Annotated in this window: 22 protein-coding genes and 1 tRNA gene; 16 read left to right on the top strand and 7 right to left on the bottom strand. The window is 65.1% G+C overall.

Going from position 1 to position 24346, the window contains the following annotated elements; translation table 11 throughout:
• Window position 1: 1 nt before the first annotated feature.
• From AC5LXK_RS12725 to AC5LXK_RS12680, 10 genes are all read left to right on the top strand, one after another.
• Window positions 2-1066 carry a hypothetical protein gene (locus AC5LXK_RS12725; RefSeq protein WP_493389133.1) on the top strand — a complete coding sequence of 355 codons (1065 nt, stop codon included), beginning with the start codon at window positions 2-4 and terminating at the stop codon, window positions 1064-1066.
• A gap of 73 nt (window positions 1067-1139) precedes the next feature.
• Window positions 1140-1400, top strand: a complete 261-nt coding sequence (locus tag AC5LXK_RS12720) for a helix-turn-helix transcriptional regulator (RefSeq protein WP_493389132.1) — start codon at window positions 1140-1142, stop codon at window positions 1398-1400.
• Window positions 1400-1876 (top strand): hypothetical protein, encoded by a 477-nt coding sequence (locus AC5LXK_RS12715; protein WP_493389131.1) that lies wholly within the window; start codon window positions 1400-1402, stop codon window positions 1874-1876. Before AC5LXK_RS12720 ends, AC5LXK_RS12715 begins: the two co-directional genes overlap by 1 nt.
• Window positions 1877-2246: 370 nt before the next feature.
• A complete protein-coding gene (locus AC5LXK_RS12710) occupies window positions 2247-2423 on the top strand; it encodes a hypothetical protein (protein ID WP_493389130.1) in 177 nt (58 codons plus the stop codon).
• Window positions 2416-2718 carry a hypothetical protein gene (locus AC5LXK_RS12705; RefSeq protein WP_493389129.1) on the top strand — a complete coding sequence of 101 codons (303 nt, stop codon included), beginning with the start codon at window positions 2416-2418 and terminating at the stop codon, window positions 2716-2718. The genes AC5LXK_RS12710 and AC5LXK_RS12705 overlap by 8 nt, the downstream gene beginning before the upstream one ends.
• Window positions 2711-2923 (top strand): hypothetical protein, encoded by a 213-nt coding sequence (locus AC5LXK_RS12700; RefSeq protein ID WP_493389128.1) that lies wholly within the window; start codon window positions 2711-2713, stop codon window positions 2921-2923. The genes AC5LXK_RS12705 and AC5LXK_RS12700 overlap by 8 nt, the downstream gene beginning before the upstream one ends.
• On the top strand, window positions 2916-3263 hold the full coding sequence (locus tag AC5LXK_RS12695; RefSeq protein WP_011545898.1) for a hypothetical protein: 348 nt from the start codon (window positions 2916-2918) through the stop codon (window positions 3261-3263). Before AC5LXK_RS12700 ends, AC5LXK_RS12695 begins: the two co-directional genes overlap by 8 nt.
• Window positions 3264-3272: 9 nt before the next feature.
• Entirely contained in the window at window positions 3273-3599 is a 327-nt protein-coding gene (locus AC5LXK_RS12690; RefSeq protein WP_009906778.1) for a hypothetical protein, read from the top strand.
• 127 nt (window positions 3600-3726) lie between these two features.
• Window positions 3727-6588 carry a DUF927 domain-containing protein gene (locus AC5LXK_RS12685; RefSeq protein WP_493389127.1) on the top strand — a complete coding sequence of 954 codons (2862 nt, stop codon included), beginning with the start codon at window positions 3727-3729 and terminating at the stop codon, window positions 6586-6588.
• Window positions 6589-7306: 718 nt separating this feature from the next.
• Window positions 7307-7936 carry a hypothetical protein gene (locus AC5LXK_RS12680; protein WP_493389126.1) on the top strand — a complete coding sequence of 210 codons (630 nt, stop codon included), beginning with the start codon at window positions 7307-7309 and terminating at the stop codon, window positions 7934-7936.
• A gap of 119 nt (window positions 7937-8055) precedes the next feature.
• On the opposite strand, the gene AC5LXK_RS12675 is transcribed toward AC5LXK_RS12680, so the two are convergent.
• From AC5LXK_RS12675 to AC5LXK_RS12665, 3 genes are all read right to left on the bottom strand, one after another.
• Window positions 8056-9270 carry a tyrosine-type recombinase/integrase gene (locus AC5LXK_RS12675; protein ID WP_493389125.1) on the bottom strand — a complete coding sequence of 405 codons (1215 nt, stop codon included), beginning with the start codon at window positions 9268-9270 and terminating at the stop codon, window positions 8056-8058.
• 163 nt (window positions 9271-9433) lie between these two features.
• Window positions 9434-9508, bottom strand: a tRNA-Arg gene (locus AC5LXK_RS12670).
• A 147-nt stretch (window positions 9509-9655) separates the two neighbouring features.
• Window positions 9656-9838 (bottom strand): rubredoxin, encoded by a 183-nt coding sequence (locus tag AC5LXK_RS12665; RefSeq protein WP_034190709.1) that lies wholly within the window; start codon window positions 9836-9838, stop codon window positions 9656-9658.
• Between the two features lie 198 nt (window positions 9839-10036).
• Here AC5LXK_RS12665 and AC5LXK_RS12660 point away from each other — a divergent pair, with 198 nt between their 5' ends.
• The 5 genes from AC5LXK_RS12660 (at window position 10037) to AC5LXK_RS12640 (ending at window position 17956) form a co-directional block, all read left to right on the top strand.
• Complete coding sequence (locus AC5LXK_RS12660; protein ID WP_493389124.1) at window positions 10037-10441, top strand: DUF4399 domain-containing protein; 405 nt, start codon at window positions 10037-10039, stop codon at window positions 10439-10441.
• A gap of 265 nt (window positions 10442-10706) precedes the next feature.
• Window positions 10707-12656 carry an ATP-binding cassette domain-containing protein gene (locus AC5LXK_RS12655; RefSeq protein ID WP_493389123.1) on the top strand — a complete coding sequence of 650 codons (1950 nt, stop codon included), beginning with the start codon at window positions 10707-10709 and terminating at the stop codon, window positions 12654-12656.
• A gap of 220 nt (window positions 12657-12876) precedes the next feature.
• Window positions 12877-14859: a DNA topoisomerase IV subunit B gene (gene parE, locus AC5LXK_RS12650; RefSeq protein WP_493389122.1), complete on the top strand. Its 1983-nt coding sequence runs from the start codon at window positions 12877-12879 to the stop codon at window positions 14857-14859.
• A 69-nt stretch (window positions 14860-14928) separates the two neighbouring features.
• The gene (gene parC, locus AC5LXK_RS12645) at window positions 14929-17250 is read left to right on the top strand and encodes a DNA topoisomerase IV subunit A (RefSeq protein ID WP_493389121.1); all 2322 of its coding nucleotides are present in this window, start codon (window positions 14929-14931) and stop codon (window positions 17248-17250) included.
• Between the two features lie 247 nt (window positions 17251-17497).
• Window positions 17498-17956, top strand: coding sequence for a CopD family protein (locus AC5LXK_RS12640; protein ID WP_493389120.1), 459 nt, complete (start codon window positions 17498-17500; stop codon window positions 17954-17956).
• Between the two features lie 47 nt (window positions 17957-18003).
• Here the strand turns inward: AC5LXK_RS12640 and AC5LXK_RS12635 are convergent, their stop codons facing one another.
• A complete protein-coding gene (locus AC5LXK_RS12635; protein ID WP_493389119.1) occupies window positions 18004-18888 on the bottom strand; it encodes a LysR family transcriptional regulator in 885 nt (294 codons plus the stop codon).
• A 112-nt stretch (window positions 18889-19000) separates the two neighbouring features.
• Between AC5LXK_RS12635 and AC5LXK_RS12630 the strand changes: the two genes are divergently transcribed.
• On the top strand, window positions 19001-19447 hold the full coding sequence (locus AC5LXK_RS12630) for a multidrug/biocide efflux PACE transporter (protein WP_309291370.1): 447 nt from the start codon (window positions 19001-19003) through the stop codon (window positions 19445-19447).
• Between the two features lie 41 nt (window positions 19448-19488).
• On the opposite strand, the gene AC5LXK_RS12625 is transcribed toward AC5LXK_RS12630, so the two are convergent.
• The 3 genes from AC5LXK_RS12625 to AC5LXK_RS12615 all read right to left on the bottom strand — a co-directional run bounded on the left by AC5LXK_RS12625 (window position 19489) and on the right by AC5LXK_RS12615 (window position 24341).
• On the bottom strand, window positions 19489-20697 hold the full coding sequence (locus AC5LXK_RS12625; protein WP_493389118.1) for a chromate transporter: 1209 nt from the start codon (window positions 20695-20697) through the stop codon (window positions 19489-19491).
• Between the two features lie 203 nt (window positions 20698-20900).
• Window positions 20901-23240, bottom strand: a complete 2340-nt coding sequence (locus AC5LXK_RS12620; RefSeq protein ID WP_493389117.1) for a bifunctional diguanylate cyclase/phosphodiesterase — start codon at window positions 23238-23240, stop codon at window positions 20901-20903.
• Window positions 23241-23456: 216 nt separating this feature from the next.
• Window positions 23457-24341 carry a PhzF family phenazine biosynthesis protein gene (locus tag AC5LXK_RS12615; protein WP_493389116.1) on the bottom strand — a complete coding sequence of 295 codons (885 nt, stop codon included), beginning with the start codon at window positions 24339-24341 and terminating at the stop codon, window positions 23457-23459.
• Window positions 24342-24346: the final 5 nt, after the last annotated feature.

Raw genomic sequence — 24346 nt, 5'->3', positions numbered from 1 at the left:
GATGAACGTGGACGTGTCGTTTGGTGCAGTTGTTGGTGATCTTGATGACGAGGCGAACTGTCTTGAAACGATCGCGGTGCGGAATCGCCGCCATGCAATCAATCCGCTCTCGGAGTACTACCTGGAGGACTTGCTTGCACCGCTTGACAGCTATGAGGTGATTCTCCGTCGTCCGGAGTGGCGACGGATCGCCGCCGGTCTCGCGCATTTCATTGAGACTGCGCTCACACGTCATTGGGAAATTGACGGTGCATGCCGCCGAAACGTGTACTGCTGGCGACGTGCTGAGGTGGTAGAGCGATGGGACTATCCAGCGTGGGCGCAATGCGCTGCGACGAACCTCATGCGTCAGGCGTACAGCATTTTGAAGCTAGGCGATGAAGCGGACGCTGATGACGGCGATTTACTCGATGCCGCACGTCAGTACATCGGCTACAGCGATCACCTGTCCGATGCGCAGTTACTGTCCGGGCTTGCAGCCCATCAGGCGAGTATGGCGATCAAGTGTTTGATCGACAGCGCGAATGCTGTTGAGAATGACGCATCGTTCGTCCGACGGTTACATCGGTCGCACGAGCCAGACATTCAAGCAGACGAGATTGGACGCTTGATGTTTGATGACGAGGTGGAGTTAGCCCTTGATCGTGCTGCGCTTCGTTGTTTCTATCCGGGCTTGGAGGAAGTAGCGGAGTACCGTATCCATGCGGAAAAGCTACTTTTGCTTGCGGGCGTGAGCGCGCTTGGCCGCCTATCTGCCCGCGAGACGAGTCAACTTGTCGCAAGCATAGCTTTCGAACGTGAGGAAGTGAGCAAGCTGAACGGAGAAATAAGCGCGCGTCGGCAACGCCAGCAAGACAATGCGGCTAAAGCCACTGATGCTACGCGCGTATTAACCGATGAGCTAGCTATTCACATACGAAAGGAATATCAGGCGAGAAGGGATGCCGATCCGATCGCGAAAGTTGAGGTCATAGAAAGCGAACTCGCAGCTAAGTATCGAGTGTCGCGTAGCACTATCCAGCGCGCTCGAGGGGTAAGGCAGAAGAAACAGAACCAATCGAAGTAATCGCATGTCAGCCATTTTGGTTGACATGCGTAGCGCACTTAAATTTGTGCCCACCTTTACACAAGGAGCACAAATGTCCAAAAGCAATGCATTCACGTCGGCCCCGGTCGGGCTGCCTCTTGATGGTTTTTCCCGCTGGGAGAATCTGCGTCGCTTCATCCCCTTGTCTCGCGAGACCGTTCGCCAGCGCGAGCTGGAGGGCCGCTTCCCGCGTGCAAGTCGTCTGACGCAGCGGTGTACCGTATGGGCAAATCGTGAGATCCATCGCTGGATGGCTGACCCGTTGAACTATCGTGCCGCTGACGTGGCAGTCGACGTGACGGAGGAGGCGTAATGGCCAGTCTGACGAGTGCACAGGCACGCGTGTTGGTGCGGCCGGCGGCCCACACCTGTCGTATGTGGCTTGATGCCTGCGCGGCATTTGACGATGTTCGGGGGAAGTGCAGCGATGCCGAATTGCTTGGCAAGGTTGCGTACCTGGAGCGCATGTCGTCCGCCCTCTGGGAACACGGCGGCCGTTCATGCTGCCTCTCTGCGATTCGAGCAATGCAGATTGCACGGCTGCTCGTCGCTCAGAGCAAGCCGCCGGTGACGTCGCGCGCGATATTGGCGAGTGAACTGGAGGGTGCTGTTCTCGATGTCTGGGACGCGCTCGACAGCGCTGGTCGCTTGCTCTCCGATCCGATGGTGCAGCAGGTTGACCTGCTTACGGAGCTGCTTTGGTCGCGCGGCGATCACAAGCATGCCCGCGCCGCTGCACGTCTGCAACGTATCGCGGTAACGCTGATTCAGAGCGGGGTACGGGTATGACCGCAACGCTTCGCCAAAGTCACTTTGCAATGGTGCAGAGCGGCGACCTTCGGTCGGCTTGCTTGGCCGTCTCTGGCCTGTTCCTCCCTCGATTTGCACATCGGGACGGTGCGCAGTATCCTATGACCGTCGCTGAGACAGCAGCGGTCCGGATTGGCGTCCGGAATCTGAAAACGGCGGACGACCGCCATCTGGCGGTATTTTTTCGTCCGCGCGTCAACGCACGCCTTCAATGGTCGGGCCTTGGCGGGGGTGCCTTCGGGCACGCCGGTTTCCGTTTTCGCCGGTACGCCAACTCCGCCATGTGCCCGGCCACCCCAATTGGCGTTGGGAGCCGGGTTCGTTATCACGAAAACGGAGGTCGCACCCAATGCGCCAGCCCTTGCACGCCCATAGCGGGCAGCAATCCCACCTCATTCAATCCATCGTCCGTGCAGCACTGCGCGACGCGGCAACGGCCAACACGTATCAAGACGCGCTCGACGCAACCGGTGCGGCATTGGCCGCAATCGCCGCGCTCGTCCGTCCGGAGGTGCGTCATGGCTGAGCTGCGCTGCAAGATTGGCGATCTGGCGATCGTCACGAAGTGCGACGCTCGCGCTCGCATCGGCATGCTGGTCGAGGTGGCATCGGCTCGTCCGACGCCCGATCACGATTGGCGCGTGCGGATCTTGGGTGGCCCTGTCACAGGGCGCAGCGTCTACGACCGGCGGTTCGGCGAATTCACGGACGCAGCTGTCCACGACTGGAACCTCACGCCGATTCGCGGCGGAGCGGAGCTGGACTGCACGGTCGACGTCGGGCAACTCTTCGCGTCGATTCTGGAGGTGCGCCATGTCTGAATACCGCCTGCCGAACGAAGTCACGATGATCGCCATGTGTGCGGCCCATCAATTCGCCCAGCTCGAAGCCCTGTTCGATGCTGTCCGTTCGCATCTTGCGGAGGGCACCTACGAGCGCGCGCTCGTCGACATGGGGCAAAGCGTTGCGAGCCGCTATTCGGCCGAAATGCGCCGTACTGCGCAGCCGGAGGTGTGCCATGACTGACCAGCGCATCCGAACCGCGGTTATCAATGGCTTCGACAACGCACCGCCACTCGATACCGGCGCTCCGATCGAGCTGCAGTTCGCCGTCGATCTGGGCGCGATCTGCGCCGACGCATGGCTCGACCTGAAAGGCGACGTGCGGCTGCACGACTACGCGGCGCATCAAGCCGCCGCGTTCGCACGCGGCATGGAATCCGCCATGCAGGACGCGGGCGACGTCGACGCGCACCGCGTGACGATCAGCCGTCAAGCGTTCGCGGCCGGCCTGATGGGGCGCGTGCAACAGCACCTGTTCGCGGCGCTCGGGCTCGTCACGCGCGAACCGCGCACGACGCACTGAGGGGCGGTCATGGCAAAGACGAACAAGAATGCCGTGCAGCCGCTCGCGTCGGACTTCGTGGCCGAGGTGAACCGTCCTGACCGTAACCGCATCGGCACGCGGATCAGTGACGCCATGGAGCTGCTGGACAGCCTGCATTGGGCGGCCGACAAGGCCATGTCCGATGACGACTACTGGCTTGTGCTGAGCCTGTTCCGTGCGTCCCTGCCGTCGATCGGCGCGGCGCTGGAGGCGGCAAACGACGCACTCGGCGAGTCGCGGCTCGGCCGCTACGTCTACAGCAACGACGTCACGGCCGGCGGGGCCGTTCTGTCGGTGCCTCGCGCGGCCGGCTAACGCTTCGCCGCTAGGCATCGCCGCATCATTCAATTCTTCGCGCGTCGGGTAGCTGCTTGCCCGATATGGACTACTAATCGGAAGCCGACCGACGCGCGTCCAGTGGGAACCTATGAGTAACGCACCCATGTCCGAATTCGAGCGGGCGAGAGTCGCGCTCGGCTATGTTCCGCCCGACGACCGCGACACGTGGAGTCAGGTGGGAATGGCGCTCAAGGCCGAGTTTGGCGAGGAGGGCTTTGCTCTCTGGAACGAATGGAGCCAAGGCGCGCAGAACTACAACGGCAAGGACGCGCGCGATGTGTGGAAGTCGTTCAAGGGCGGCAAGATCACCATCAACACGCTGTTTCATCTCGCCAAACAAGGCGGCTTCGATCCGCGCGCGCATCGGGCGAAGCCGGTCGATCCAGCGGAGCGCGAGCGACAGAAAGTCGAGCGCGCGGCCCGCGAAGCGGCCGAGCTGGCCGAACTGACAGAGAAACAGCAAGCCGCGTCGGCGCTCGCCGAATCGATCTGGTCGGCGGCCGAGCCCGCGCCGGCCGATCACCCGTACCTCGATCGCAAGCGCATCCCGGTCGACGCGCTGCGCGTCTATCGCGGCGGCTGGTGCATCGGCACGGCCGCATGCGACGGCGCGCTCGTTATTCCGGCCCGTGACGCGGACGGCAAGCTCTGGACGCTGGAATTCATCCTGACGGACGGCCAGAAGCGCTATCTGCCGAACGGCCGCAAGGCGGGGTGCTTCTCGCTGATCGGCGGGCCGCTATCCTCCGCCCCGTCCACGCTGCTGATTGGCGAGGGTTACGCCACATGCGCGACGCTCGCGGCCGTGACCGGCTATCCGGCCGCCGTCGCGTTCGACGCAGGCAACCTGCACGCCGTTGCGACGGCGCTGCGCGGCCAGTATCCAGACGCGCGCATCGTCGTATGTGCAGATGACGACCACACGACGAAGGGCAATCCGGGCGTGACGAAGGCCCGCGCGGCGGCCGAGGCCGTCGCCGGCATCGTCGCGGTGCCTGACTTCGGTCCGAACCGTCCGGCGGCCGGCACCGACTTCAACGACCTGGCTGCGCACCTCGGCCCGGATGCGGTGGGCGCCGCCGTGCGCGCTGCGCTCGCGCCGGCCGGCTCGGCTGACGTCGGCAAGGGCAAGACCGCTCCAGCCGCCGCGAAGCCCGCCAAGCGCCCCAAAACGGCCCGCGCGCAGGACGGTAAGTCGCGGTTCGTCGTCGACGACAAGGGCGTGTGGTTTCACGGCTTCAACAATCAGGGCGATCCGCTCCCGCCGCATTGGGTCAGCACGCGTATCGATGTGATCGCGGAGACGCGAAACGAAATGAACAGCGAGTGGGGCTACCTGCTCGAATTCACGGACCGCGACGGCATCCTGAAGCGGTGGGCGGTGCCGGCTGGCCTCTTTGCCGGCGACGGCACGGAGCTGCGCCGCATGCTGCTGGATTTGGGCGTGAAGCTCGGCGTCACGCAGATCGCCCGCACGCAGATCGCGAACTATGTGCAGATGGCGCAGCCGGACGAGCGCGTGCGCTGCGTGCCGCGTGTTGGCTGGCATCACGGGGCGTTCGTGCTGCCGGATCGCGTCATCGGCACCGGCAAAGAGGCGCTGATCTATCAGGCCGACACGCCGATCCAAAGCCAATTCAAGGAGCGCGGCACACTCGACGATTGGCAACGCGAGGTCGCGGCCTACTGCGTCGGCAATAGCCGGCTGCTGTTCTGCGTCGCTACCGCCTTCGCTGGTCCGCTGCTGCACTTCTCCGGGCTTCAGTCGGGCGGGTTTCACCTGCTCGGCACGACGTCCAAGGGTAAGTCGACGGGCGGCGTCATCGCCGCGTCCGTGTTCGGCTCGCCGGACTACGTGCGGAGCTGGAAGGCGACCGACAACGCGCTCGAAGCCGTCGCCACGCAGCATAGCGACGCGCTGCTGATCCTCGACGAAATCGGACAGGTCGAGCCGCGTTTGGTCGGCGATGTGATTTACATGCTCGCGAACGAGTCGGGCAAGGCCCGCGCGTCGCGTAGCGGCTCGGCCAAACCCGTGTTCACGTGGCGGCTGCTGTTCCTGTCGAACGGCGAAAAGAGCGTGTCCGCGCTGATGGCGGAGGGCAACAAGCCCATGAAAGGCGGTATCGAGGTACGTTTGCCCGCGATCCCGGCCGAGGTCGGCGAAATGGGCGTCGTGGAGAAGTTGCACGGCTTTCCGACGCCGGCAGCACTGATCGAGCATCTAGAGCGGCACGCCGGTATGCACTACGGCACGTCCGGCCCCGCGTTTATCGAGTGGGCGTCGTCGCAGGCCGGCGAGCTGGCCGAGCATCTGCGCATGCGCGTCGACGAGCTGGTCGGTCAATGGGTGCCGGACGGTTCGCATTCGCAGGTCGCGCGCGTCGCCAAGCGGTTCTGCCTCGTTGCGGTGGCCGGCGAGTTGGCGACGGCGCACGGGCTAACTGGCTGGCCGCAGGGCGAAGCGGTCGAGGCCGCGCGTCGCTGCTTCGAAGGCTGGCTCGAACTGCGCGGCGGCACCGGCAATTCGGACGAGGCGGAAGCCGTACGGCAGGTACAGCATTTCCTCGCCGCACACGGCGACAACCGTTTCGTGTGGATGAACCGTGCGCAGGACGACCATCGGCCGAACGTGCCGCATCGAGCGGGCTTCAAGCAGCACGTAAAGCGCGACGAGCGGCGCACGCCCATCGCATCCGATCGCGAGTATTACGCCGAGTTCGGCGGCAAGATGAGCGCCGACGATGCGGAAAGCGTCGAGACGGAATACCTGATTGAAGCGGCCGTGTTCCGCAAGGACGTGTGCGCCGGCTTCGACCACAAGATCGTCGCCAAGGCATTGATGAAGCGCGGCGTGCTGATGCCGCGTAGCGACGGGTATCCGTACCGGCAGGAGTACATCCCCGGTCACGGCAAGTTCATGGTCTATCGCGTGCTGCCGTCCATCTTCACGCTTGAGCTGTGAAGTGCTCCGCCGCCGTCCGGAAGGGCGGTGGCGGGCATTCCTTTGCGCGGCATTTTTGGCCCGTGCGTCAAAGTTACTTTGAGTGATCCGCTCCAGACGGAACTGGGCGGGCGCTTGCTGCGAATCTTGCCGCAACCGTAACAATTTAGCCCGGTTTATCTCCAGTATCTCCAGCGTTCTCCAAATCGCTTGGAGACACACGAAGCCTTATCCTACAAGGCTTTGCGGCCGATTCAGGCGTTTATCTCCAAATCTCCAACTCGTTTTGCACTGAGCGGACAGGTGTCGACTGACCGTAGCGACCGCGAAGCCAGACGGGGCGCGGCTCTCCGGGATTTGACGGGCATCAGAGGCGTGTTTTCGGAGGGGGGGCCGCGATGCGACCCGATCCGGCATTGTTGCGCCGGCCGCAAGCGTCGGGGTGGCCGGAAAGCGGGGGACCCTGCGTCTAGGGCAAAGACGCGGGGGCTCACACCCGCGTCTTTTCTCTACTGATGGAAGAATCGAGGGGGGCACATAATAAGGGGTCAGACCATGCGATCATCGAATGGCGAGGCCTTACCCGCTTTACTGGTGGGAAACGCACGGAAGGGGGACATGCTCGTTCAGTGAAGGTCGAGACGGACGACCGGATCGCTACTGATTAGGCCGTCCGCTTTATCATTGCGCCTGGCTCGCGTTTTACGCCAAATGAAACCACTGCGCTCACCAAAGTTGCGTGAGCAACGATTATCTGGGGAAATATATGCCGTCTGGAATCGAGGTCGACGGGATCTCGTTTAACGAACTCGCCTTGGTCAATCGACCTGAACATGCAGCTGTACTCGGCCGTATTTTCACCAGCTGGTCATTGATCGAAAGCTCGATAACGGCTCTGCTAGGGTTGATGATGCATGGCGATCACCGTGCGGCGCTGGCTCTACTGGACTCCTTTAACAGCAACCACAGCAGAGTCCAGGCAGTTAGGAAAATTGGCAAGGAGGTGCTGGATGCTTCCGTCCGCGAAGATTTTGACGCGCTCATGAACGACGTGCTTTCTTACGCGCGGGAGCGTAACGCGATTGCCCATAGTCTATGGGGATCACATGAGGATAAACCTGAGTGTGTGTATCGCATGCCGATGGCGGCACTCTCCTCAAAACTGGTCGAAGCGCCGAACACGCCCACTGTCGACGCCGAAGCATTCGTAAGCTCACTCAAAAAAGATATCGCCACCCTGAGTGTGGCTGATCTCGAACGAACTGAGCAGAAAGGGAGGGATCTCTTGTTTCGTGTCATGACAGAAACGACAAACAAGGTCTATTCGCGAGCATTGGAGAACCATATCGGAAAAGCCTCGGCTGCTTAACAGATAGATGTTGTCGCGCGGTTTCTTCGCGAATAGGTGCGAGCAACAGCGGTAAACGCCAGCTCCCATCATTGGCCTTGATGGGAGCTGGGCGAGATCGCAAAGAGGACGTGGCCCAGTTATCGAGTTGACGCGATACGGATGACTTCCGCACCTGCCTTTAGGCGATCGAGATGATCGCCCCATACCTGCATCATTCGCCTGCGTTCCGGCAGGTACTCAGCGTGGACGTAGGCGGCCGTCACTTGATTGCGTTCAGCGTGCGCCATCTGGCGCTCCACAACGTCCCGGCCGAAGCCAAGTTCTCGCAAAGCCGTAGCCGCCAGCCCGCGAAACCCGTGCCCCGTCATTCGCGACTTGTAGCCCATGCGATAGAGCGCATAGAGCATGGTGTTGTTCGAAATGTGGCTCCGGCCTTGAATGCTGTAGAACACGAATCGATGCTGGCCGTTAAGCGCGCGGAGCTGGGCGAGGACGTCGAGTGCTTGCCGCGATAGCGGCACGATGTGCGGGTCGCGCATCTTCATGCGTTCAGGCGGAACGCGCCATTCTGCGGCGGCCTCGTCAAACTCCGACCACTCTGCACGGATCATTTCCGTTGTTCGCACGAAGGTCAGTGCCATCAGGCGGAGCGCGAGCCGCGTGACTAGATCGCCTTGGTAAGCGTCGATGTCGCGCATGAGCTGCGGAATCTCCGTCGCCTTGACGCGGGCCATGTGCTGCACGCCGGGACCCTTCTTCAAGACCGTCTGCGCATCGATGTCGGCTGCCGGATTCCTGGAGCATCGCCCGGTCATGATCCCGTACTGGAAGACCGCGCGAGAGCGCTGGAGAATCCGCTTCGCTGTCTCGCGCACTCCGCGCGCCTCGACCTCGCGCACGATGCTGAGCATCTGCGGCGAGTCGATCTCCGCGATCGGGCGAGGGCCGATCTTCGGGAACACGTCGACCTCAAGCGAATTCAGCACCTTCTCCGCGTAGCCGTCGCTCCAGCCCGGACGCTGGGAGTCGTACCACTCGCGCGCTACCGCTTCGAACGAGTTTGCCGCCGCGATTTCGGCGGCCCGTTTCGCATCCTTCTTCGCTTCGCCCGGATCGACGCCGGCCGCGATCTGTTCGCGGGCCTCGTCGCGCTTCTTCCGTGCCGTCGCGAGCGTGACGGCCGGATAGACGCCGAGGGCGAGCGTCTTCTGCTTGCCAAGGAAGCGGTAGGACAAGCGCCAGTACTTCGCGCCGTTAGGTTGAACGAGCAAGAACATTCCGTTGCCGTCCGTGAGTTTGTACGGGGCCGCGCTGGCCTTCGCGTTCCGTACCTGCACGTCAGTGAGAGGCATTGTTGGTATCTGTGTTGTTGGTATCGGCTGATACCAACAAAAATACCAACACTTTCTCCGGCTGTCACTGAGCAACCTTGGGTAACGATGTGCGATAGAGGTCCGCCAGACGGGCTTGAGCGGGGGATTTCTTGTGAATCTTGGGGGAGGTTTGGGGCTTGGCTGGTCCCCCCGACAGGAATCGAACCTGTATCTAGCGCTTAGGAGGCGCTTGTTCTATCCATTGAACTACGGGGAGAGCCATGTCCGGGCAATCGCGCGAAAAACCGCGAACCGGACGGCAGTGTGGACAGCGCGCAGAGTATAGCAAACGCGCGGCGCGTCGGCGGGGCGGAATGCACACCGACGCGCGTGTCGCGGGCTCGGCCGCGACCGCAGTCGAAAATCAGAAATCGACGACGACGAAATCTTCCTTGCCCACGTCGCACAGCGGGCAGCGCCAGTCGGCGGGAATGTCGGCGAAACGGGTGCCGGCGGCGATGCCCTCGTCGGGCAGCCCTTCCGCTTCGTTGTAGACCCACCCGCAAATCAGGCAGACCCAGCTCTGGTATTCGGTTACTTCGCTCATGTGACGCTCGGGGAAATGAAGACTCGGTGATGCCGTCCGCGGCCTGGCCGGCGGACGAAAGGCGCAATGGTACCGGAATTTCGTCGAACGCCTCCGCAACGTCGTTTTAAACGTACGCATCGCGAACAAGGTGCCGAAACACCCGTGCCGTTCGTGCGGTGTATGCTTCCGGGGCTGTCCAATCATAAGGAGAATGCGATGCTGAACAGAAAGTGGATCGCGAGTGCGGTATGTGTGGCGGCGATGGCCGTGTCGACGGTCGCGCGGGCCGAGGCGCGCGTGTTTTTCGAAGCGCCGAGCGACGGTGCAACGGTGTCGAACCCGGTGACCGTGAAGTTCGGGCTCGAAGGGATGGAGCTTCGGCCTGCCGGCGACATGACGCCGAACACCGGCCATCATCACCTGCTGATCGACGAGCGGCCGGTTCCGAAGGGCGACGTGATTCCCGCGAGCGAGCGTTCGATGCACTTCGGCAAGGGGCAGACCGAAACCATGATCAAGCTGCCGCCCGGCCGGCATACGCTGACGCTGCAGTTCGGCGACGGCGCACATCGTTCGTACGGTCCCGAAATGAGCTCGACGATCACCGTCAACGTGCGGTAAGCGCGCATCCTGCGCGGGCGCCCGGTGCGCCGCGCGCGGGATCGCCGATCGGCCGGCCACGGGCATCCGGCCTGCATGCGCCCGCTCAGGCGGGCATGCAACCTGCGCGGCCGGTATCCTCGGATACCCGGCCGCAAGCCGCTCATGACGCCGCGCCGACGCGGTTCGCATGCCGCTCGCGGCGCTCGTCCATCCAGCCATGCCGATGCCGGCCCCCGCGCCCGGTACAATGGGCGCTTCCGATTCCTCTCTTCGCCGTCTCCCCATGTCGCTCTATTCCATTACCGGCGCGCAGCTCGCGTTCGGTCACGTCGCGTTGCTCGATCACGCGGATTTCTCGCTGGAAGCCGGCGAGCGCGTCGGCCTGATCGGTCGCAACGGCGCGGGCAAGTCGTCGCTGCTGAAGATCGTCGCCGATCTTGCCAAGCCCGACGACGGGCTGATCACGCGCCAGCAGGAGCTCGTGACCGTCTACGTGCCGCAGGAGCCCGAGTTCGAACCGGGCGCGACGGTATTCGACGCGGTCGCCTCGGGGCTCGCGCATACGCGCGAACTGCTCGAAGAATACGATTCGATCGCGCACCGCCTGGCGGAGATACCGGAAGGCGCCGAGCACGATGCGCTGCTCGCGCGGATGAACGCGCTGCAATCGTCGCTCGACGCGCACGACGCGTGGAACTGGCGCACGCGCGTGTCGATGACGCTCGCGCAGATCGGCCTGCAGGACGTCGACGCAAGCGTCGACGCGCTGTCGGGCGGGATGCAGAAGCGTGTGGCGCTCGCGCGCGCGCTGGTGCTGCAGCCCGACGTGCTGCTGCTCGACGAACCGACCAACCACCTCGACTTCGACGGCATCCGCTGGCTGGAAGAACTGCTCGTCTCGCAGCGCGCGGGCCTGCTGTTCATCACCCACGACCGCGCGTTCCTCGACCGCGTCGCGACGCGCATCGTCGAGCTCGACCGCGGCCGGCTGCTGTCGTACCCGGGCAATTTCTCCGCGTACCAGACGCGCAAGGCGCAGCAGCTCGAAGTCGAGCGCGTGGAAAACGACAAGTTCGACAAGCTGCTCGCGCAGGAAGAAGTGTGGATCCGCAAGGGCGTCGAAGCGCGCCGCACGCGCAGCGTCGGCCGCATCGCGCGGCTCGTGCAGATGCGCAACGAGCGCGCGGAGCGCCGCAATTCGCAGGGCAACGTGAAGCTCGACGTCGCGCAGGGCGAGAAGTCCGGCAAGATCGTCGCGGAGCTGACCGACGTGACGAAGCGCTACGGCGGCCGCACGGTCGTCGACCGCTTCACGACGACGGTCATGCGCGGCGACAAGATCGGCTTCGTCGGCCCGAACGGCGCAGGCAAGACCACGCTGCTCAAGCTGATCCTCGGCGAGCTGAAGCCCGATGAAGGCACGGTGCGCACCGGCACGAACCTGCAGGTCGCGTACTTCGACCAGATGCGCGCGCAGCTTGACCAGGACAAGAGCCTCGCGGATACGATCAGCCCCGGCAGCGAATGGGTCGAGATCGGCGGCGTGCGCAAGCACGTGATGAGCTATCTCGGCGATTTCCTGTTCGCGCCGGAGCGCGCGCGTTCGCCGGTGAAGTCGCTGTCGGGCGGCGAGCGCAACCGGCTGCTGCTCGCGCGCCTGTTCGCGCGCCCGGCCAACGTGCTGGTGCTCGACGAACCGACCAACGACCTCGACATCCCGACGCTCGAACTGCTCGAAGAGCTGCTGGCCGACTACGACGGCACGGTGCTGCTCGTCAGCCACGATCGCGCGTTCCTCGACAACGTCGTGACGTCGGTGATCGCGGCCGAGGGCGACGGCAAGTGGCGCGAATACGTCGGCGGCTTCAGCGACTGGCAGATCCAGAGCGAGCGTTCGGAGCAGCTCGCGCAGCAGGAAGCCGCGAAGCGCGCGGTCAAGGAAGCGGCGCCCGTGAAGGAAGATCCGGCGAAGAGCGCCGCGGGCCGCAACGCGCAGCGCACGGTGAAGCTGTCGTTCAACGAGCAGCGCGAGCTCGATTCGCTGCCGGAGAAGATCGCCGCGCTCGAAGAGGAGCAGAAGACGATCAATGCGCGGCTCGAGGACGGTTCGATTTTCGCGAAGGATCCGCAGGAAGGCACGCGCCTGACCGAGCGGTTCGCGGCGATCGACGACGAATTGCTCACCGCGCTCGAGCGGTGGGAAACGCTCGAGGCGAAGCGCAAGCCGGCGTGACGCGTGCGACGCGCGCCGATCCCGCGATTGGCGCGCCACGCGGAACCAGTAAAATACCGCGCGTTCAGGGTCGCGCAGCGCACGCCGCGCGCCCGCTTTCGGAGCAGTCCAAGCACACCGTTGTTTCGATTCGCTTTTTTACGGAACTCAACGTTTTGTCCACGACGTTATCCACACGAGGTGTGGACAACGTCCCGATGAATGACGAAATTCAGCGCCTATGTCAACGAAGAAACCCAGCGCGGCCTATAGCGAAGCATCGATCAAGGTGCTCAAGGGTCTCGAGCCGGTCAAGCAGCGGCCCGGCATGTACACCCGTACCGAGAATCCGCTGCACATCATCCAGGAAGTCATCGACAACGCGTCCGACGAGGCGCTCGGCGGCTACGGCAAGCAGATCACCGTGACGCTGCACGCCGACCAGTCGGTCTCGGTCGAGGACGACGGTCGCGGCATCCCGTTCGGCATGCACCCCGAAGAAGGCGTGCCGGTCGTCGAAATCGTGTTCACGCGCCTGCATGCGGGCGGCAAGTTCGACAAGGCCGCCGGCGGCGCCTATACGTTCTCGGGCGGCCTGCACGGCGTCGGCGTGTCGGTGACGAACGCACTCGCGACGCGTCTCGACGTGACGGTCTGGCGCGACGGCAAGATTGCCGAGCTCGGCTTCGCGGAAGGCGACGTGGTCAAGCAGCTCACGACGCAGGGCGCGGGTCGCGGCGAGAAGAAATCCGGCACGCGCGTGCAGGTGTGGCCGAATCCGAAGTACTTCGATTCGCCGAACCTGCCGCTCGGCGAGCTGCAGCGCCTCTTGCGCTCGAAGGCCGTGCTGCTGCCGGGCGTCGAGGTCGTGCTCGTCAACGAGAAGAGCGGCGAGCGCCAGACGTGGAAATACGAAGACGGCCTGCGCGGCTACCTGCTCGACGAAATGAACGGCAGCGAGCTGCTGATTCCGCTGTTCGAAGGGGAGCGCTTTGCCGATTCGCGTTCGGGCGACGATACGTTCGCCGAGGGCGAGGGCGCGTCGTGGGTCGTCGCATGGAGCGAGGAAGGTTCGCTCGTGCGCGAGTCGTACGTGAACCTGATCCCGACGCCGGCCGGCGGCACGCACGAATCGGGCTTGCGCGACGGCCTGTACCAGGCCGTGAAGAGCTTCGTCGAGCTGCACAACCTGCAGCCGAAGGGCGTGAAGCTGCTCGCGGAAGACGTGTTCGCACGCGTGTCGTTCGTGCTGTCCGCGAAGGTGCTCGATCCGCAGTTCCAGGGGCAGATCAAGGAACGCCTGAACAGCCGCGACGCGGTGAAGCTCGTGTCGTCGTTCTCGCGCCCGGCGCTCGAACTGTGGCTGAACCAGCACGTCGAGCACGGCAAGAAGCTCGCGGAACTCGTGATCAAGCAGGCGCAGGCGCGCACGCGCGCCGGCCAGAAGGTCGAGAAGCGCAAGAGCTCGGGCGTCGCGGTGCTGCCCGGCAAGCTGACCGACTGCGAGACCGAGGATATTACGCGCAACGAACTGTTCCTCGTCGAGGGTGACTCGGCAGGCGGTTCCGCGAAGATGGGCCGCGACAAGGAATACCAGGCGATCCTGCCGCTGCGCGGCAAGGTGCTGAACACGTGGGAAACCGAGCGCGACCGCCTGTTCGCGAACAACGAGGTGCACGACATCTCGGTGGCGATCGGCGTCGATCCGCACAGCCCCGATGACACCGTCGACCTGTCGAACCTGCGCTACGGCAAGATCTGCATCCTGTCGGACGCGGACGTTGACGGCTCGCACATCCAGGTGCTGCTGCTCACGCTGTTCTTCAAGCATTTCCCGCAACTGATCGAGCGCGGCCACGTGTGCGTCGCGCGGCCGCCGCTGTTCCGCGTCGACGCGCCCGCGCGCGGCAAGAAGGCCGCGCAGAAGCTCTATGCGCTCGACGATGGCGAACTCGAAGCGATCCTCGACAAGCTGCGCAAGGACGGCGTGCGCGAGACCCAATGGAGCATCAGCCGCTTCAAGGGCCTCGGCGAAATGAGCGCCGAGCAGCTGTGGGACACGACGATGAACCCCGATACGCGCCGCCTGATGCCCGTGAAGCTCGGTGAGCTCGACTACGAGGCGACCGTCGCACGCATGACGATGCTGATGGGCAAGGGCGAGGCAGCCGCGCGGCGCGGCTGGCTCGAGGAAAAGGGCAACGACGTCGAAGCGGATATCTAAGCGGGGAATCCGCGCGGCCGGGCAGGATGCCCGGCCCGGTTTCACGCGATTTACGAATACGGAATTCAGATGGACGACAACACTTCCGATCTCTTTGCCAGCCCCGACGCGCCCGAGAGTGACGCGCTGACGCTCGGCAACTACGCGGAGCAGGCGTATCTCAGCTACGCGGTCAGCGTGGTGAAGAGCCGCGCACTGCCCGACGTGTGCGACGGCCAGAAGCCGGTGCAGCGCCGGATCCTGTTCGCGATGAACGAAATGGGCCTCGGCCCGGACGCGAAGCCGGTGAAGTCGGCGCGCGTGGTCGGCGACGTGCTCGGTAAATACCACCCGCACGGCGACCAGTCGGCGTACGACGCGCTCGTGCGTCTCGCGCAGAATTTCTCGCTGCGCTACCCGCTGATCGACGGGCAGGGCAACTTCGGTTCGCGTGACGGCGACGGCGCGGCGGCGATGCGTTACACGGAAGCGCGCCTCACGCCGATCGCGAAGCTGCTGCTCGACGAGATCGACCAGGGCACGGTCGACTTCATGCCGAACTATGACGGCTCGTTCGAGGAGCCGAAGACGCTGCCGAGCCGCATGCCGTTCGTGCTGCTGAACGGCGCGTCGGGCATCGCGGTCGGCCTCGCCACCGAAATCCCGTCGCACAACCTGCGCGAAGTCGCGGCGGCGGCGGTCACCTTGATCCGCAATCCGAAGCTCACGCACGCGGAGCTGATGAACCTGATCCCCGGCCCGGATTTCCCGGGCGGCGGCCAGATCATCTCGAGCGACGCCGAAATCTCGGCGGCCTATGAAACGGGGCGCGGCAGCCTGAAGGTGCGCGCGAAATGGAAGATCGAGGATCTCGCGCGCGGCCAGTGGCAGCTCGTCGTGACCGAACTGCCGCCGAGCACGTCGGGCCAGAAGGTGCTCGAGGAAATCGAGGAACTGACCAACCCGAAGCTCAAGCTCGGCAAGAAGACGCTGACGCCCGAGCAGCTCAACACGAAGAAGGCGATGCTCGACCTGCTCGACGCGGTGCGCGACGAGTCGGGCAAGGAAGCAGCAGTGCGGCTCGTGTTCGAGCCGAAGTCGCGCACGATCGACCAGACGGAATTCGTGAACACGCTGCTCGCGTACACGAGCCTCGAATCGAACGCGACGCTGAACCTCGTGATGATCGGCGCCGACGGCCGGCCGGGCCAGAAGGGCCTGCTGACGATCCTCGACGAGTGGGTGAAGTTCCGCCAGCTGACGATGACGCGCCGTTGCCGCCATCGTCTCGCGAAGGTCGACGACCGCATCCACATCCTCGAAGGGCGGATGATCGTCTTCCTGAACATCGACGAGGTGATCCGCATCATCCGCGAGTCGGACGAGCCGAAGGCCGCGCTGATGAGCGCGTTCGGCCTCAGCGATCGTCAGGCGGAAGACATCCTCGAAATCCGGCTGCGCCAGCTCGCACGGCTCGAGAAGATCAAGATCGAGAAGGAACTCGAGACGCTGCGCGACGAAAAGGCGAAGCTCGAGGAGCTGCTCGCGAACGAAAGCGCGATGAAGCGGCTGATGATCAAGGAGATCGAGGCCGATGCGAAGCAGTACGGCGACGATCGCCGCACGCTGATCCAGCAGGAAAAGCGCGCGACGTTCGAAGCGAAGGTGGTCGACGAGCCGGTGACGGTCGTCGTGTCGCAGAAGGGCTGGGTGCGCGCGCTGAAGGGCCACGGGCTCGACCCGGCCGCGTTCACGTTCAAGGCTGGCGACAACCTGTACGCGGCGTTCCAGTGCCGCACGCCGGACCGGCTGATCGCGTGGGGCAGCAGCGGCCGCGTGTACTCGGTCGACGTGTCGGTGCTGCCGGGCGGGCGCGGCGACGGCGTGCCGGTCACGTCGCTGATCGAGCTCGAATCGGGCTCGCACCTGATGCACTACTACGCGGCGCCGGCCGACCAGCAACTGCTGCTCGCGTCGAGCAACGGCTTCGGCTTCCTCGCGAAGGTCGGCGACATGGTGAGCCGCGTGAAGGCCGGCAAGTCGTTCATGACGATCGACACGGGCGCGGTGCCGCTCGCGCCGATGCCGGTGCTGCCGAACGCGACGCAGGTCGCGTGCCTGTCGAGCGGCGGCCGCCTGCTCGTGTTCGGGATGGACGAGATGAAGACGCTGTCCGGCGGCGGGCGCGGCGTGATCCTGATGGCGCTCGACGACAAGGAAACGCTCGTGCAGGCGCTGGCGATCGATCCGGCCGGCGTCGTGCTGATCGGTACCGGCCGCGGCGGCAAGGCGCAGGACGAGACGCTGTCGTATGCAGGGCTTGCGCCGCACATCGGCAAGCGCGCACGCAAGGGCCGCACGCCGGAGACGAAGCTCAAGGTCGTCAACGAACTGCGTCCGCTGCTTCGTTGATGCCGGGCCCGAGCCGCCCGGCTCGGCCGCGATCGAAGGCCGCACGTCCGCTTCGGCGAGCGTGCGGCTTTTTCTTTGGGGCGGGAATTCGGGTAAGCCACGCGTGGCGCTGTCACGCGGAACTTGCAAAATATTGTGAAATCTCGCCGGGGGTCTGAACCGCGACGCGGCTGGCCGGTCGAACGTCGCTTGATGCCGCGTGTAACGCGGCCGTTCGCCGCACCCCACTCATCACAGGATTGTCGCCATGTCCCACGCCGTTGCCGTCGCGCTGTTTCTTCATCTGCTGGCCGTTGCCGTGTGGGTGGGCGGGATGGTCTTCGCGAACTTCTGCCTGCGCCCGGCGCTGTCCGACCTGTCGCCGCAGCTCCGGTTGCCGCTGATCGAAGGCGTGTTCGGCCGCTTCTTCAACTGGGTGTCGGGGTCCGTGATCGTGATCCTGCTGTCCGGCGGCTTCCTGCTCGTGGAATTCGGCGGTGCGCACGCGACGTGGTCGCTGCACGCGATGGCCGGGCTCGGCGTCGTGATGATGCTGATCTTCGGGCACATCCGCTTCGCGCTGTTCCCGCGCATCCGTCGCGCGGTGCAGGCGCAGAACTGGCCGGACGGCGCGCGCGCGGTGAACGCGGTGCGCCTGCTCGTCGTCGTGAACCTGGTGCTCGGCGTCGTCACGGTCGGCGCAGCCGTGCTGTCGCGCGGCTTCTGACCGACTGGCGTCAGCACTCGGCCGCAGGCCCGGCAGCAAGCGCCGCGCTACGCGGCCAGCATCGCGTCGAGCAGCCATGAGCCGGCCGGCCCGAGCGGCCGGTTGCGCGACCACACGGCATCCACCCGCACGCGGCGCGGCCAGCCGCGTGAGCGCAGCTCGCACAGGCGGTCGCGTGCGAAGTGCTCGACCATCCAGCGCGGCAGTTCCGCCCAGCCGAACCCCAGCACGGCCATCTCCAGCAGCATCAGGTAGCTTGGCGCCAGCCAGTGCTGCGTGCCGACGACGATCCGGTCATCGGTGCTGCGGCCTTCCGTTTTCACGTAGGTATTGAGGCGCAGTTCGCGCACGTCGCGCAGCGCCGCGTGCGGCACCTCGGTGTCGCCGTATTCGGCGAGCGCATGCGTGCGTCCGACGAACAGCCCGATCTCCGATTCCTCCGCCACCGTCGCCGCGCCGATATCGGCCGGGTAGGCCGCGCGCGCGGCCATCAGCCCGAGCTGCGCGCGACCCTGCTGGATCAGGTCGAGCACGTCCTCGTGCTCGGCGATCTGGCATTCGAGCTCGAGCGCCGGAAAGTGCCGTTCGAGCGCCATCAACGTCTCCTCGTAGCGCTTCGACTGGTACGTATCGGACACGACGAGCGTCAGCCGTGCCTCCTCGCCGTGCGCGAGCCGGGCCGCCGTGCGGTCGATCGCCGCGCTGGCCTCGAGCGCGCGTTGTACCTGCGGCAGCAGCGCGCGCCCGGCGTCGGTCAGTGTCGGCGTACGCGTGGATCGATCGAACAACTGCACGCCGAGATCGATTTCGAGGTTCGCAATCGCTTCCGACACGGTCGACTGGCGCTTGCCGAGCTTGCGGGCGGCGGCCGTGAACGAGCCGAGCAGCGCGGCTTCTGCGAACGCGAGCAGGGCTTCGGGGGCGTGATGCATGCGGCGCTCCAGACTTTGTTGTATCGGTAAAACCGATGATAACAAACTGGATTCAACCGGTATCGCCGATCAAAATGGCCAGCATGGATCAAGCAACGGATGAGAGGGAATCATGAAACAGATGAACAAAACGGTGACGGAACGGCTGCTGCACGCGCTGACGTTCGAGCTGGTCGCGATTGCGCTGTGCGCGCCGATCGGTGCTTGGCTGCTCGACATGCCGGTGTCGCACGTCGGCGTGCTGACGGTGATGGTGTCGTTGATCGCGATGGCATGGAACATGGCCTTCAACACGCTGTTCGACCGCTTCGAGCGGCGGGCGGGGCTGAAGCGCACGCTCGGCATGCGGATCGCGCACGCGGTCATGTTCGAACTCGGCCTCGTCGCGATGGTGGTGCCGGTTGCCGCGTGGTGGCTGAACGTGAGCCTCGTCGAGGCGCTGCTGCTCGACCTCGGCATCGTGCTGTTCTTCCTGCCTTACACGTTCTGCTTCAACCTCGCGTACGACGCGCTGCGGGCCCGCTGGATGGCGCGCCGGGTCGCGGTGCAGGCCGGTTGAGGTTGGCCAGGGCGGGCCGGGCCGGGCGACCGCCTGGCCCTTCAGCGTGCGGCGGCCCATAGCCACACGCTGCATCCGACGGCGACCGCACCGTAGACGGCATAGACGGGCACCTTGAAGCGCGTGAAGCACAGCGTGGCGAAGGCGCCCGTCAGCCAGTAAACGGGGTCGGTCGGCTCGCGGTGCAGGATCTTCACGACGGCGACGACGAGAAAGCCCGTCGTCGCCGCGCGTAGCAGGCGCATGCCATGCTCGAAGCGCGCATGGCGCTTGAGCCGGGACAGGTGGTTCTGCGCAAACACGACGAGGCATCCCGACGGAATGAACAGCGCGGCCGTGGCGAGCAGGGCGCCGATCCAGCCGTCGGTCAGGTAGCCGAGAAACGGCACGACGTTCAGCAGCGGCCCCGGCGCCACGGGAGACAGCGCGAACGCCAGCGTGAAGTCGTGATCGGAGATGCCTGTCGCCGGCGAGACGAACAGCGTCTTGAGCACCGGCAGCGCGGAGAAGCCACCGCCGAACAGCGTCATCCCGGCGCCCGCGAGGCGCGGCCACAGCAGCTGTGCCTGGTAATCGCCGGGCAGCGGCACCGCGAACAGCACGACGAGCACGCCGAGCAGCACGAGCAGGTTGCGGTCGCGTTTCGACAGCGTGAAATCGACCGCGTCGCGTTGCGATGGCCCCGTCAGCCAGCCTGCTGCAAACGCAGCGAACAGAATCCCGACGAAAGCGGCCGGACTATGCGCGAAAGCGAGCAGAATCGTCGACAGCGCGGCGATCGCCTGTTCGAGCCGCGTGCGGGCGAGCGTGCGCAACTGCTTGACCCACGTGACGCCGATCAGCGCGGCGAGCACCATCCCGAAGTGATTGATCAGCATCGGCGCGGCAAGCGAGCGCACGAGCGGCGTCTGATAGAAGACCGCGAACAGCGTCATCAGGATCGAGAACGGCAGCACGCTCGCGATGCCGGCGATCCATGCGCCGGCGCGGCCGTGCAGTGTCTGGCCGACCTGCACCGCAACATTGCAGCCGACGGGGCCCGGCACGAGCCACGCGAGCGCGACGAGATCGCCGAATACGTGCGGCTCGATGCGCTGCAACCGCTCCACGTAGTGGCGTTCGAGCTGCGCCATCATCGACAGTCCGCCCCACGAGACCGCAGAAATGCCGGCAACGACCTTGAACAAGGCCCACAGGGATGCCGGTGCCTCTTCGACACGGGCGGTCGCTTCGACTTCGACGGTGGTCATGATTGTGTTGTTGGCGCAGGGCCGGATCTCTCGCGTATGGTCATGCCGGCGGCCCGCCGACACGTAGGCCCTCCCGATTGTCCGCTGCGCACCATGACACTGCCATGCGCGAAAACGCTAGTTAATGAACTAAACGATCGGATCGGAAAACGAAACAATTGCGGCGGCGCGCAACGCGCGCCACGGTCGCAGCCGGGATGCGATCAGGCGCCGGTGCTGCCGGTCGCGCGATGCGCGATGACGTTCGGATGGTCGCCGCGCACGCCGAAGCGCGCGATCAGCGCGGGAATCGCGTCGGCGGGCACCGGGCGCGAGAACAGGAAGCCCTGCGCCTCGATCTCGCCGAGTGCGGACAGCCACGTGATCTGCTCCTCGGTTTCCGTGCCCTCGACGACGACGGTCAGGCCGAGCGAGCGTGCGAGATGCACGATCGACGACACCATCACGCACACGCTGCGATCGTTCGGGATGGCCTGCACGAACGAGCGGTCGACCTTCAACGTGTCGACGGAGAAGCGGTGCAGGTACGACAGCGACGAATAGCCGGTGCCGAAATCGTCGAGCGCGATGCGGATGCCGAGCTTCTTCAACGCAATGATCTTCTCGGACACCAGTTCCGGATATTCCATCATCGCGGTTTCGGTGATCTCGAGTTCGAGCCGGCTCGCGTCGATGCCGGTTTCCTGCAGCGTGCTCGAGATCGTTTCGATCAGGTCGCCGCGCCAGAACTGCACGGGTGAAATGTTGACGGCGAGCGTCAGCGTGTCGTGGCCCTCGTCGCGCCAGCGCGCGATCTGCTCGCATGCGGTGCGGATCACGAAGTCGCCGATCGGCACGATCAGGCCGGTCGATTCGGCGATCGAAATGAATTCGTTCGCGGAGATGATCCCGTGCTCGGGGTGATCCCAGCGCGCGAGCGCCTCAAAGCCGGTGATGTATCGATGGGTGAGATCGATCTTCGGCTGGTACGCGAGGAACAGCTGTCCCTCGGCGAGCGCGACGCGCAATTGCTGTTCCCAGCGCATCAGATGGTCGGCACGGTGCGACAGGTGCGGCGCATAGAACTGGTAGCAGTTCTTGCCGGCGTCCTTCGCGCTGTACATCGCGAGGTCGGCCTTTTTCAGCAGGTCGATCTCGCTTTCGTTCGCGACGGTGTGCAGCGCGATGCCGATGCTCGCATGCAGCACGAACGAACTGCCGCGTACGTCGAACGGTTCGCTGAACATCCGGATGATCGCTTCGGCGAGCCGCACCGCGCGCCGCTCGACGTCGTCGCCCTTCATCACGACGACGAACTCGTCGCCGCCGATGCGCGCGAGCGACCCTTCGTCGCCGACCGCATCGGCCAGGCGCGACGCGGTCATTTGCAGCACGATGTCGCCGGCGTTGTGGCCGAGCGTGTCGTTGACGGTCTTGAAGTTGTCGAGATCGATGAACAGCAGGCCGAGCCGCGACAGGCTCGCGGGCATCGACACGTCGTTGCGCAACCCGCGCAGCGTCGCGTAGCGGTTCGCGAGGCCGGTGAGCAGGTCGTATTCGGCGAGCTGCGTCATTTCGCGCTCGCGGCCGAGCAGCTTGCCGATCAGGCCCGTCGCGACACCGAAGAACGCGAGCATCGCGAGCGTGATGAAGCTCGTCATCAGCAGGTAGACGTTGCGCGTGTGGTAGTAATCCGCGAACTCTTCCGTCTGCGACAGCCCGACCATCACCGCGAGCGGGTAGCCGTCGAGGTGGCGGTACGACACGATGCGTGTCACGCCGTCGATCGGGTCGATGATCGTACCCGTCACGCGCTCCGCGATCGGGTAGACGCCCGATGCCGAGAACGCGCCCGGCGCGTTGCTCACCGAGCCCGTGCGCCGCGCGAGCACGGAGCCCGTGTCGGATACGACCGCGATCACGCCTTCCTTGCCGATCGCCGCGTTGTTGTAGAAGTCGTTCGTGAAGTAGCTCGGGTCTTCCGACACGACGACGATGCCCGCGAAGCTGCCGTCCGGATTGTTCAGGCGCCGCGTCATCTGCAGTGTCCAGTGGCTCGACACGCGGCCGAGCACGGGCTTGCTGATGAAGAGGCGATCGTCGTTGTGCGCGAGGTGCACCTTGAAGTGCTCGCGGTCGGACAGGTTGATCGGTTGCGGATGGAGTTCGGCGGTGTTCGCGAACAGGATGCCCTTCGCGTTGACGAGCGACACCTGGATCAGCGTATCGCTCGGGACGACGCCTTTTTCGACGGCGCTCGCGAGATTGAAGCGGGCCGGCGACTTCTCGAATTCGAACTTGACGAAGCGGGTGATCTGGTCGACCTGGTGGATCGCCTTGACCGTATGCTGCTCGAGCGCGGACGACAGGATCGCAGCGGAGGCCGCCGCTTCCTTGTAGGCGCTGTCCTTCTCGACCGACAGGCGCGCGATGATCACGGCCCACAGCAGCGCGAGCGCCAGCATCCCGAGCAGCGGGATGGCAAACAGCGCCCGCCGGCGCGATTTGCGCGGCGCGCGTAGCGGCCGGTTCGGCGGCGTGTGGTTGGACCGGGCGGAGCTCATCGAAGCGGGTGGCGTCCTGCTCGCGTGCGCCATCCGTGTGGATGGCCGGCTAGGGTTGGGGTTGTCCCGACGTCTGTTCGTTCGCGGGATGCGCAAGCATGGACAGACCTCCGAAACAACGGATTAGGCCCGATATTACTGGCTGGAACGTTTTTGCGATAGTTGGGCAAACCGTAGGGCGCCGGGCGGGCCGGCGCCATCGCACATCGCGGAATGTCAGGCGGGCGAGCGGAACGTGCCGTCGATGACCGTGACGGCCTGGCCGCCGATCCACGTCGTGCCGTCTTCGTCGTAGCTGACGAAGATGCGGCCGTCGCGGCCGATCGCCGTGCCCTGGCGGGCCGTATACGACGGGCCGGGGCGGCGCGCCTGCCGCGTCAGCAGCCCGGCCACGGCGGCGTTCGCGCTGCCGGTGACGGGATCCTCGCCGGGGGTGCCGAACTTGCCGCCCGTCATCAGGCAGCGGATCTCGAACGTCGCGGGGCCGCCTTCGGCGTGCGGCGCGTAGGCGGCGAGGCCGTCCACGCCGTAGCGGCGGGTCAGCGCCTCCAGCGCGGCCGGATCGGGCGACAGGCCGATGCACGCATCGGCCGACTTCAGCCGCGCGACCAGCCACGGCGCGCCATTGTCGACCGCGCACGGCTCGGCATCGAGGTCGAGCGCATCGCTGCGCAGCGCGGCGGCCAGCGCCGCGTAGTCCGAACGGTCGAGCGGCGTGACGCGTGCCGGCGGCGCGGCAAATGCCCAGCCGCCGGCCTGCTCGCGCAGCGCGACCTGGCCGACCCCGCATTGCTGGATCAGCCGGCCCGGCGTGCGCGGCCGCGCGCCGCTTTCCAGGAACGCATGCGCGGTGCCGAGCGTCGGATGGCCCGCGAACGGCAGCTCGCCGCCCGTCGTGAAGATCCGGACGCGGTAGTCGGCTTCCGGATCGGTCGGCGTGCAGAGGAACGTCGTTTCCGACAGGTTCGTCCAGCGGGCGATCTCCAGCATGGCGTCGTCGCCGAGCGAATCGGCGTCGAACACCACGGCAAGCGGATTGCCCTTGAACGGTACCGACGTGAACACGTCGACCTGCTTGAAGCGGACGAGGCGGCCGGACATCGCTG

Source organism: Burkholderia pulmonis (assembly GCF_984667975.1).
The sequence above is the reverse complement of the archived record's forward strand: the minus strand, read 5'-3'. Positions and strand labels throughout refer to the sequence as shown.

Coding starts and splice junctions, on each gene's coding strand:
- AC5LXK_RS12725 (WP_493389133.1), top strand. CDS start 2: ATGAACGTGGACGTGTCGTTTGGTGCAGTTGTTGGTGATCTTGATGAC.
- AC5LXK_RS12720 (WP_493389132.1), top strand. CDS start 1,140: ATGTCCAAAAGCAATGCATTCACGTCGGCCCCGGTCGGGCTGCCTCTT.
- AC5LXK_RS12715 (WP_493389131.1), top strand. CDS start 1,400: ATGGCCAGTCTGACGAGTGCACAGGCACGCGTGTTGGTGCGGCCGGCG.
- AC5LXK_RS12710 (WP_493389130.1), top strand. CDS start 2,247: ATGCGCCAGCCCTTGCACGCCCATAGCGGGCAGCAATCCCACCTCATT.
- AC5LXK_RS12705 (WP_493389129.1), top strand. CDS start 2,416: ATGGCTGAGCTGCGCTGCAAGATTGGCGATCTGGCGATCGTCACGAAG.
- AC5LXK_RS12700 (WP_493389128.1), top strand. CDS start 2,711: ATGTCTGAATACCGCCTGCCGAACGAAGTCACGATGATCGCCATGTGT.
- AC5LXK_RS12695 (WP_011545898.1), top strand. CDS start 2,916: ATGACTGACCAGCGCATCCGAACCGCGGTTATCAATGGCTTCGACAAC.
- AC5LXK_RS12690 (WP_009906778.1), top strand. CDS start 3,273: ATGGCAAAGACGAACAAGAATGCCGTGCAGCCGCTCGCGTCGGACTTC.
- AC5LXK_RS12685 (WP_493389127.1), top strand. CDS start 3,727: ATGTCCGAATTCGAGCGGGCGAGAGTCGCGCTCGGCTATGTTCCGCCC.
- AC5LXK_RS12675 (WP_493389125.1), bottom strand. CDS start 9,270: ATGCCTCTCACTGACGTGCAGGTACGGAACGCGAAGGCCAGCGCGGCC.
- AC5LXK_RS12665 (WP_034190709.1), bottom strand. CDS start 9,838: ATGAGCGAAGTAACCGAATACCAGAGCTGGGTCTGCCTGATTTGCGGG.
- AC5LXK_RS12660 (WP_493389124.1), top strand. CDS start 10,037: ATGCTGAACAGAAAGTGGATCGCGAGTGCGGTATGTGTGGCGGCGATG.
- AC5LXK_RS12655 (WP_493389123.1), top strand. CDS start 10,707: ATGTCGCTCTATTCCATTACCGGCGCGCAGCTCGCGTTCGGTCACGTC.
- parE (WP_493389122.1), top strand. CDS start 12,877: ATGTCAACGAAGAAACCCAGCGCGGCCTATAGCGAAGCATCGATCAAG.
- parC (WP_493389121.1), top strand. CDS start 14,929: ATGGACGACAACACTTCCGATCTCTTTGCCAGCCCCGACGCGCCCGAG.
- AC5LXK_RS12640 (WP_493389120.1), top strand. CDS start 17,498: ATGTCCCACGCCGTTGCCGTCGCGCTGTTTCTTCATCTGCTGGCCGTT.
- AC5LXK_RS12635 (WP_493389119.1), bottom strand. CDS start 18,888: ATGCATCACGCCCCCGAAGCCCTGCTCGCGTTCGCAGAAGCCGCGCTG.
- AC5LXK_RS12630 (WP_309291370.1), top strand. CDS start 19,001: ATGAAACAGATGAACAAAACGGTGACGGAACGGCTGCTGCACGCGCTG.
- AC5LXK_RS12625 (WP_493389118.1), bottom strand. CDS start 20,697: ATGACCACCGTCGAAGTCGAAGCGACCGCCCGTGTCGAAGAGGCACCG.
- AC5LXK_RS12620 (WP_493389117.1), bottom strand. CDS start 23,240: ATGAGCTCCGCCCGGTCCAACCACACGCCGCCGAACCGGCCGCTACGC.
- AC5LXK_RS12615 (WP_493389116.1), bottom strand. CDS start 24,341: ATGTCCGGCCGCCTCGTCCGCTTCAAGCAGGTCGACGTGTTCACGTCG.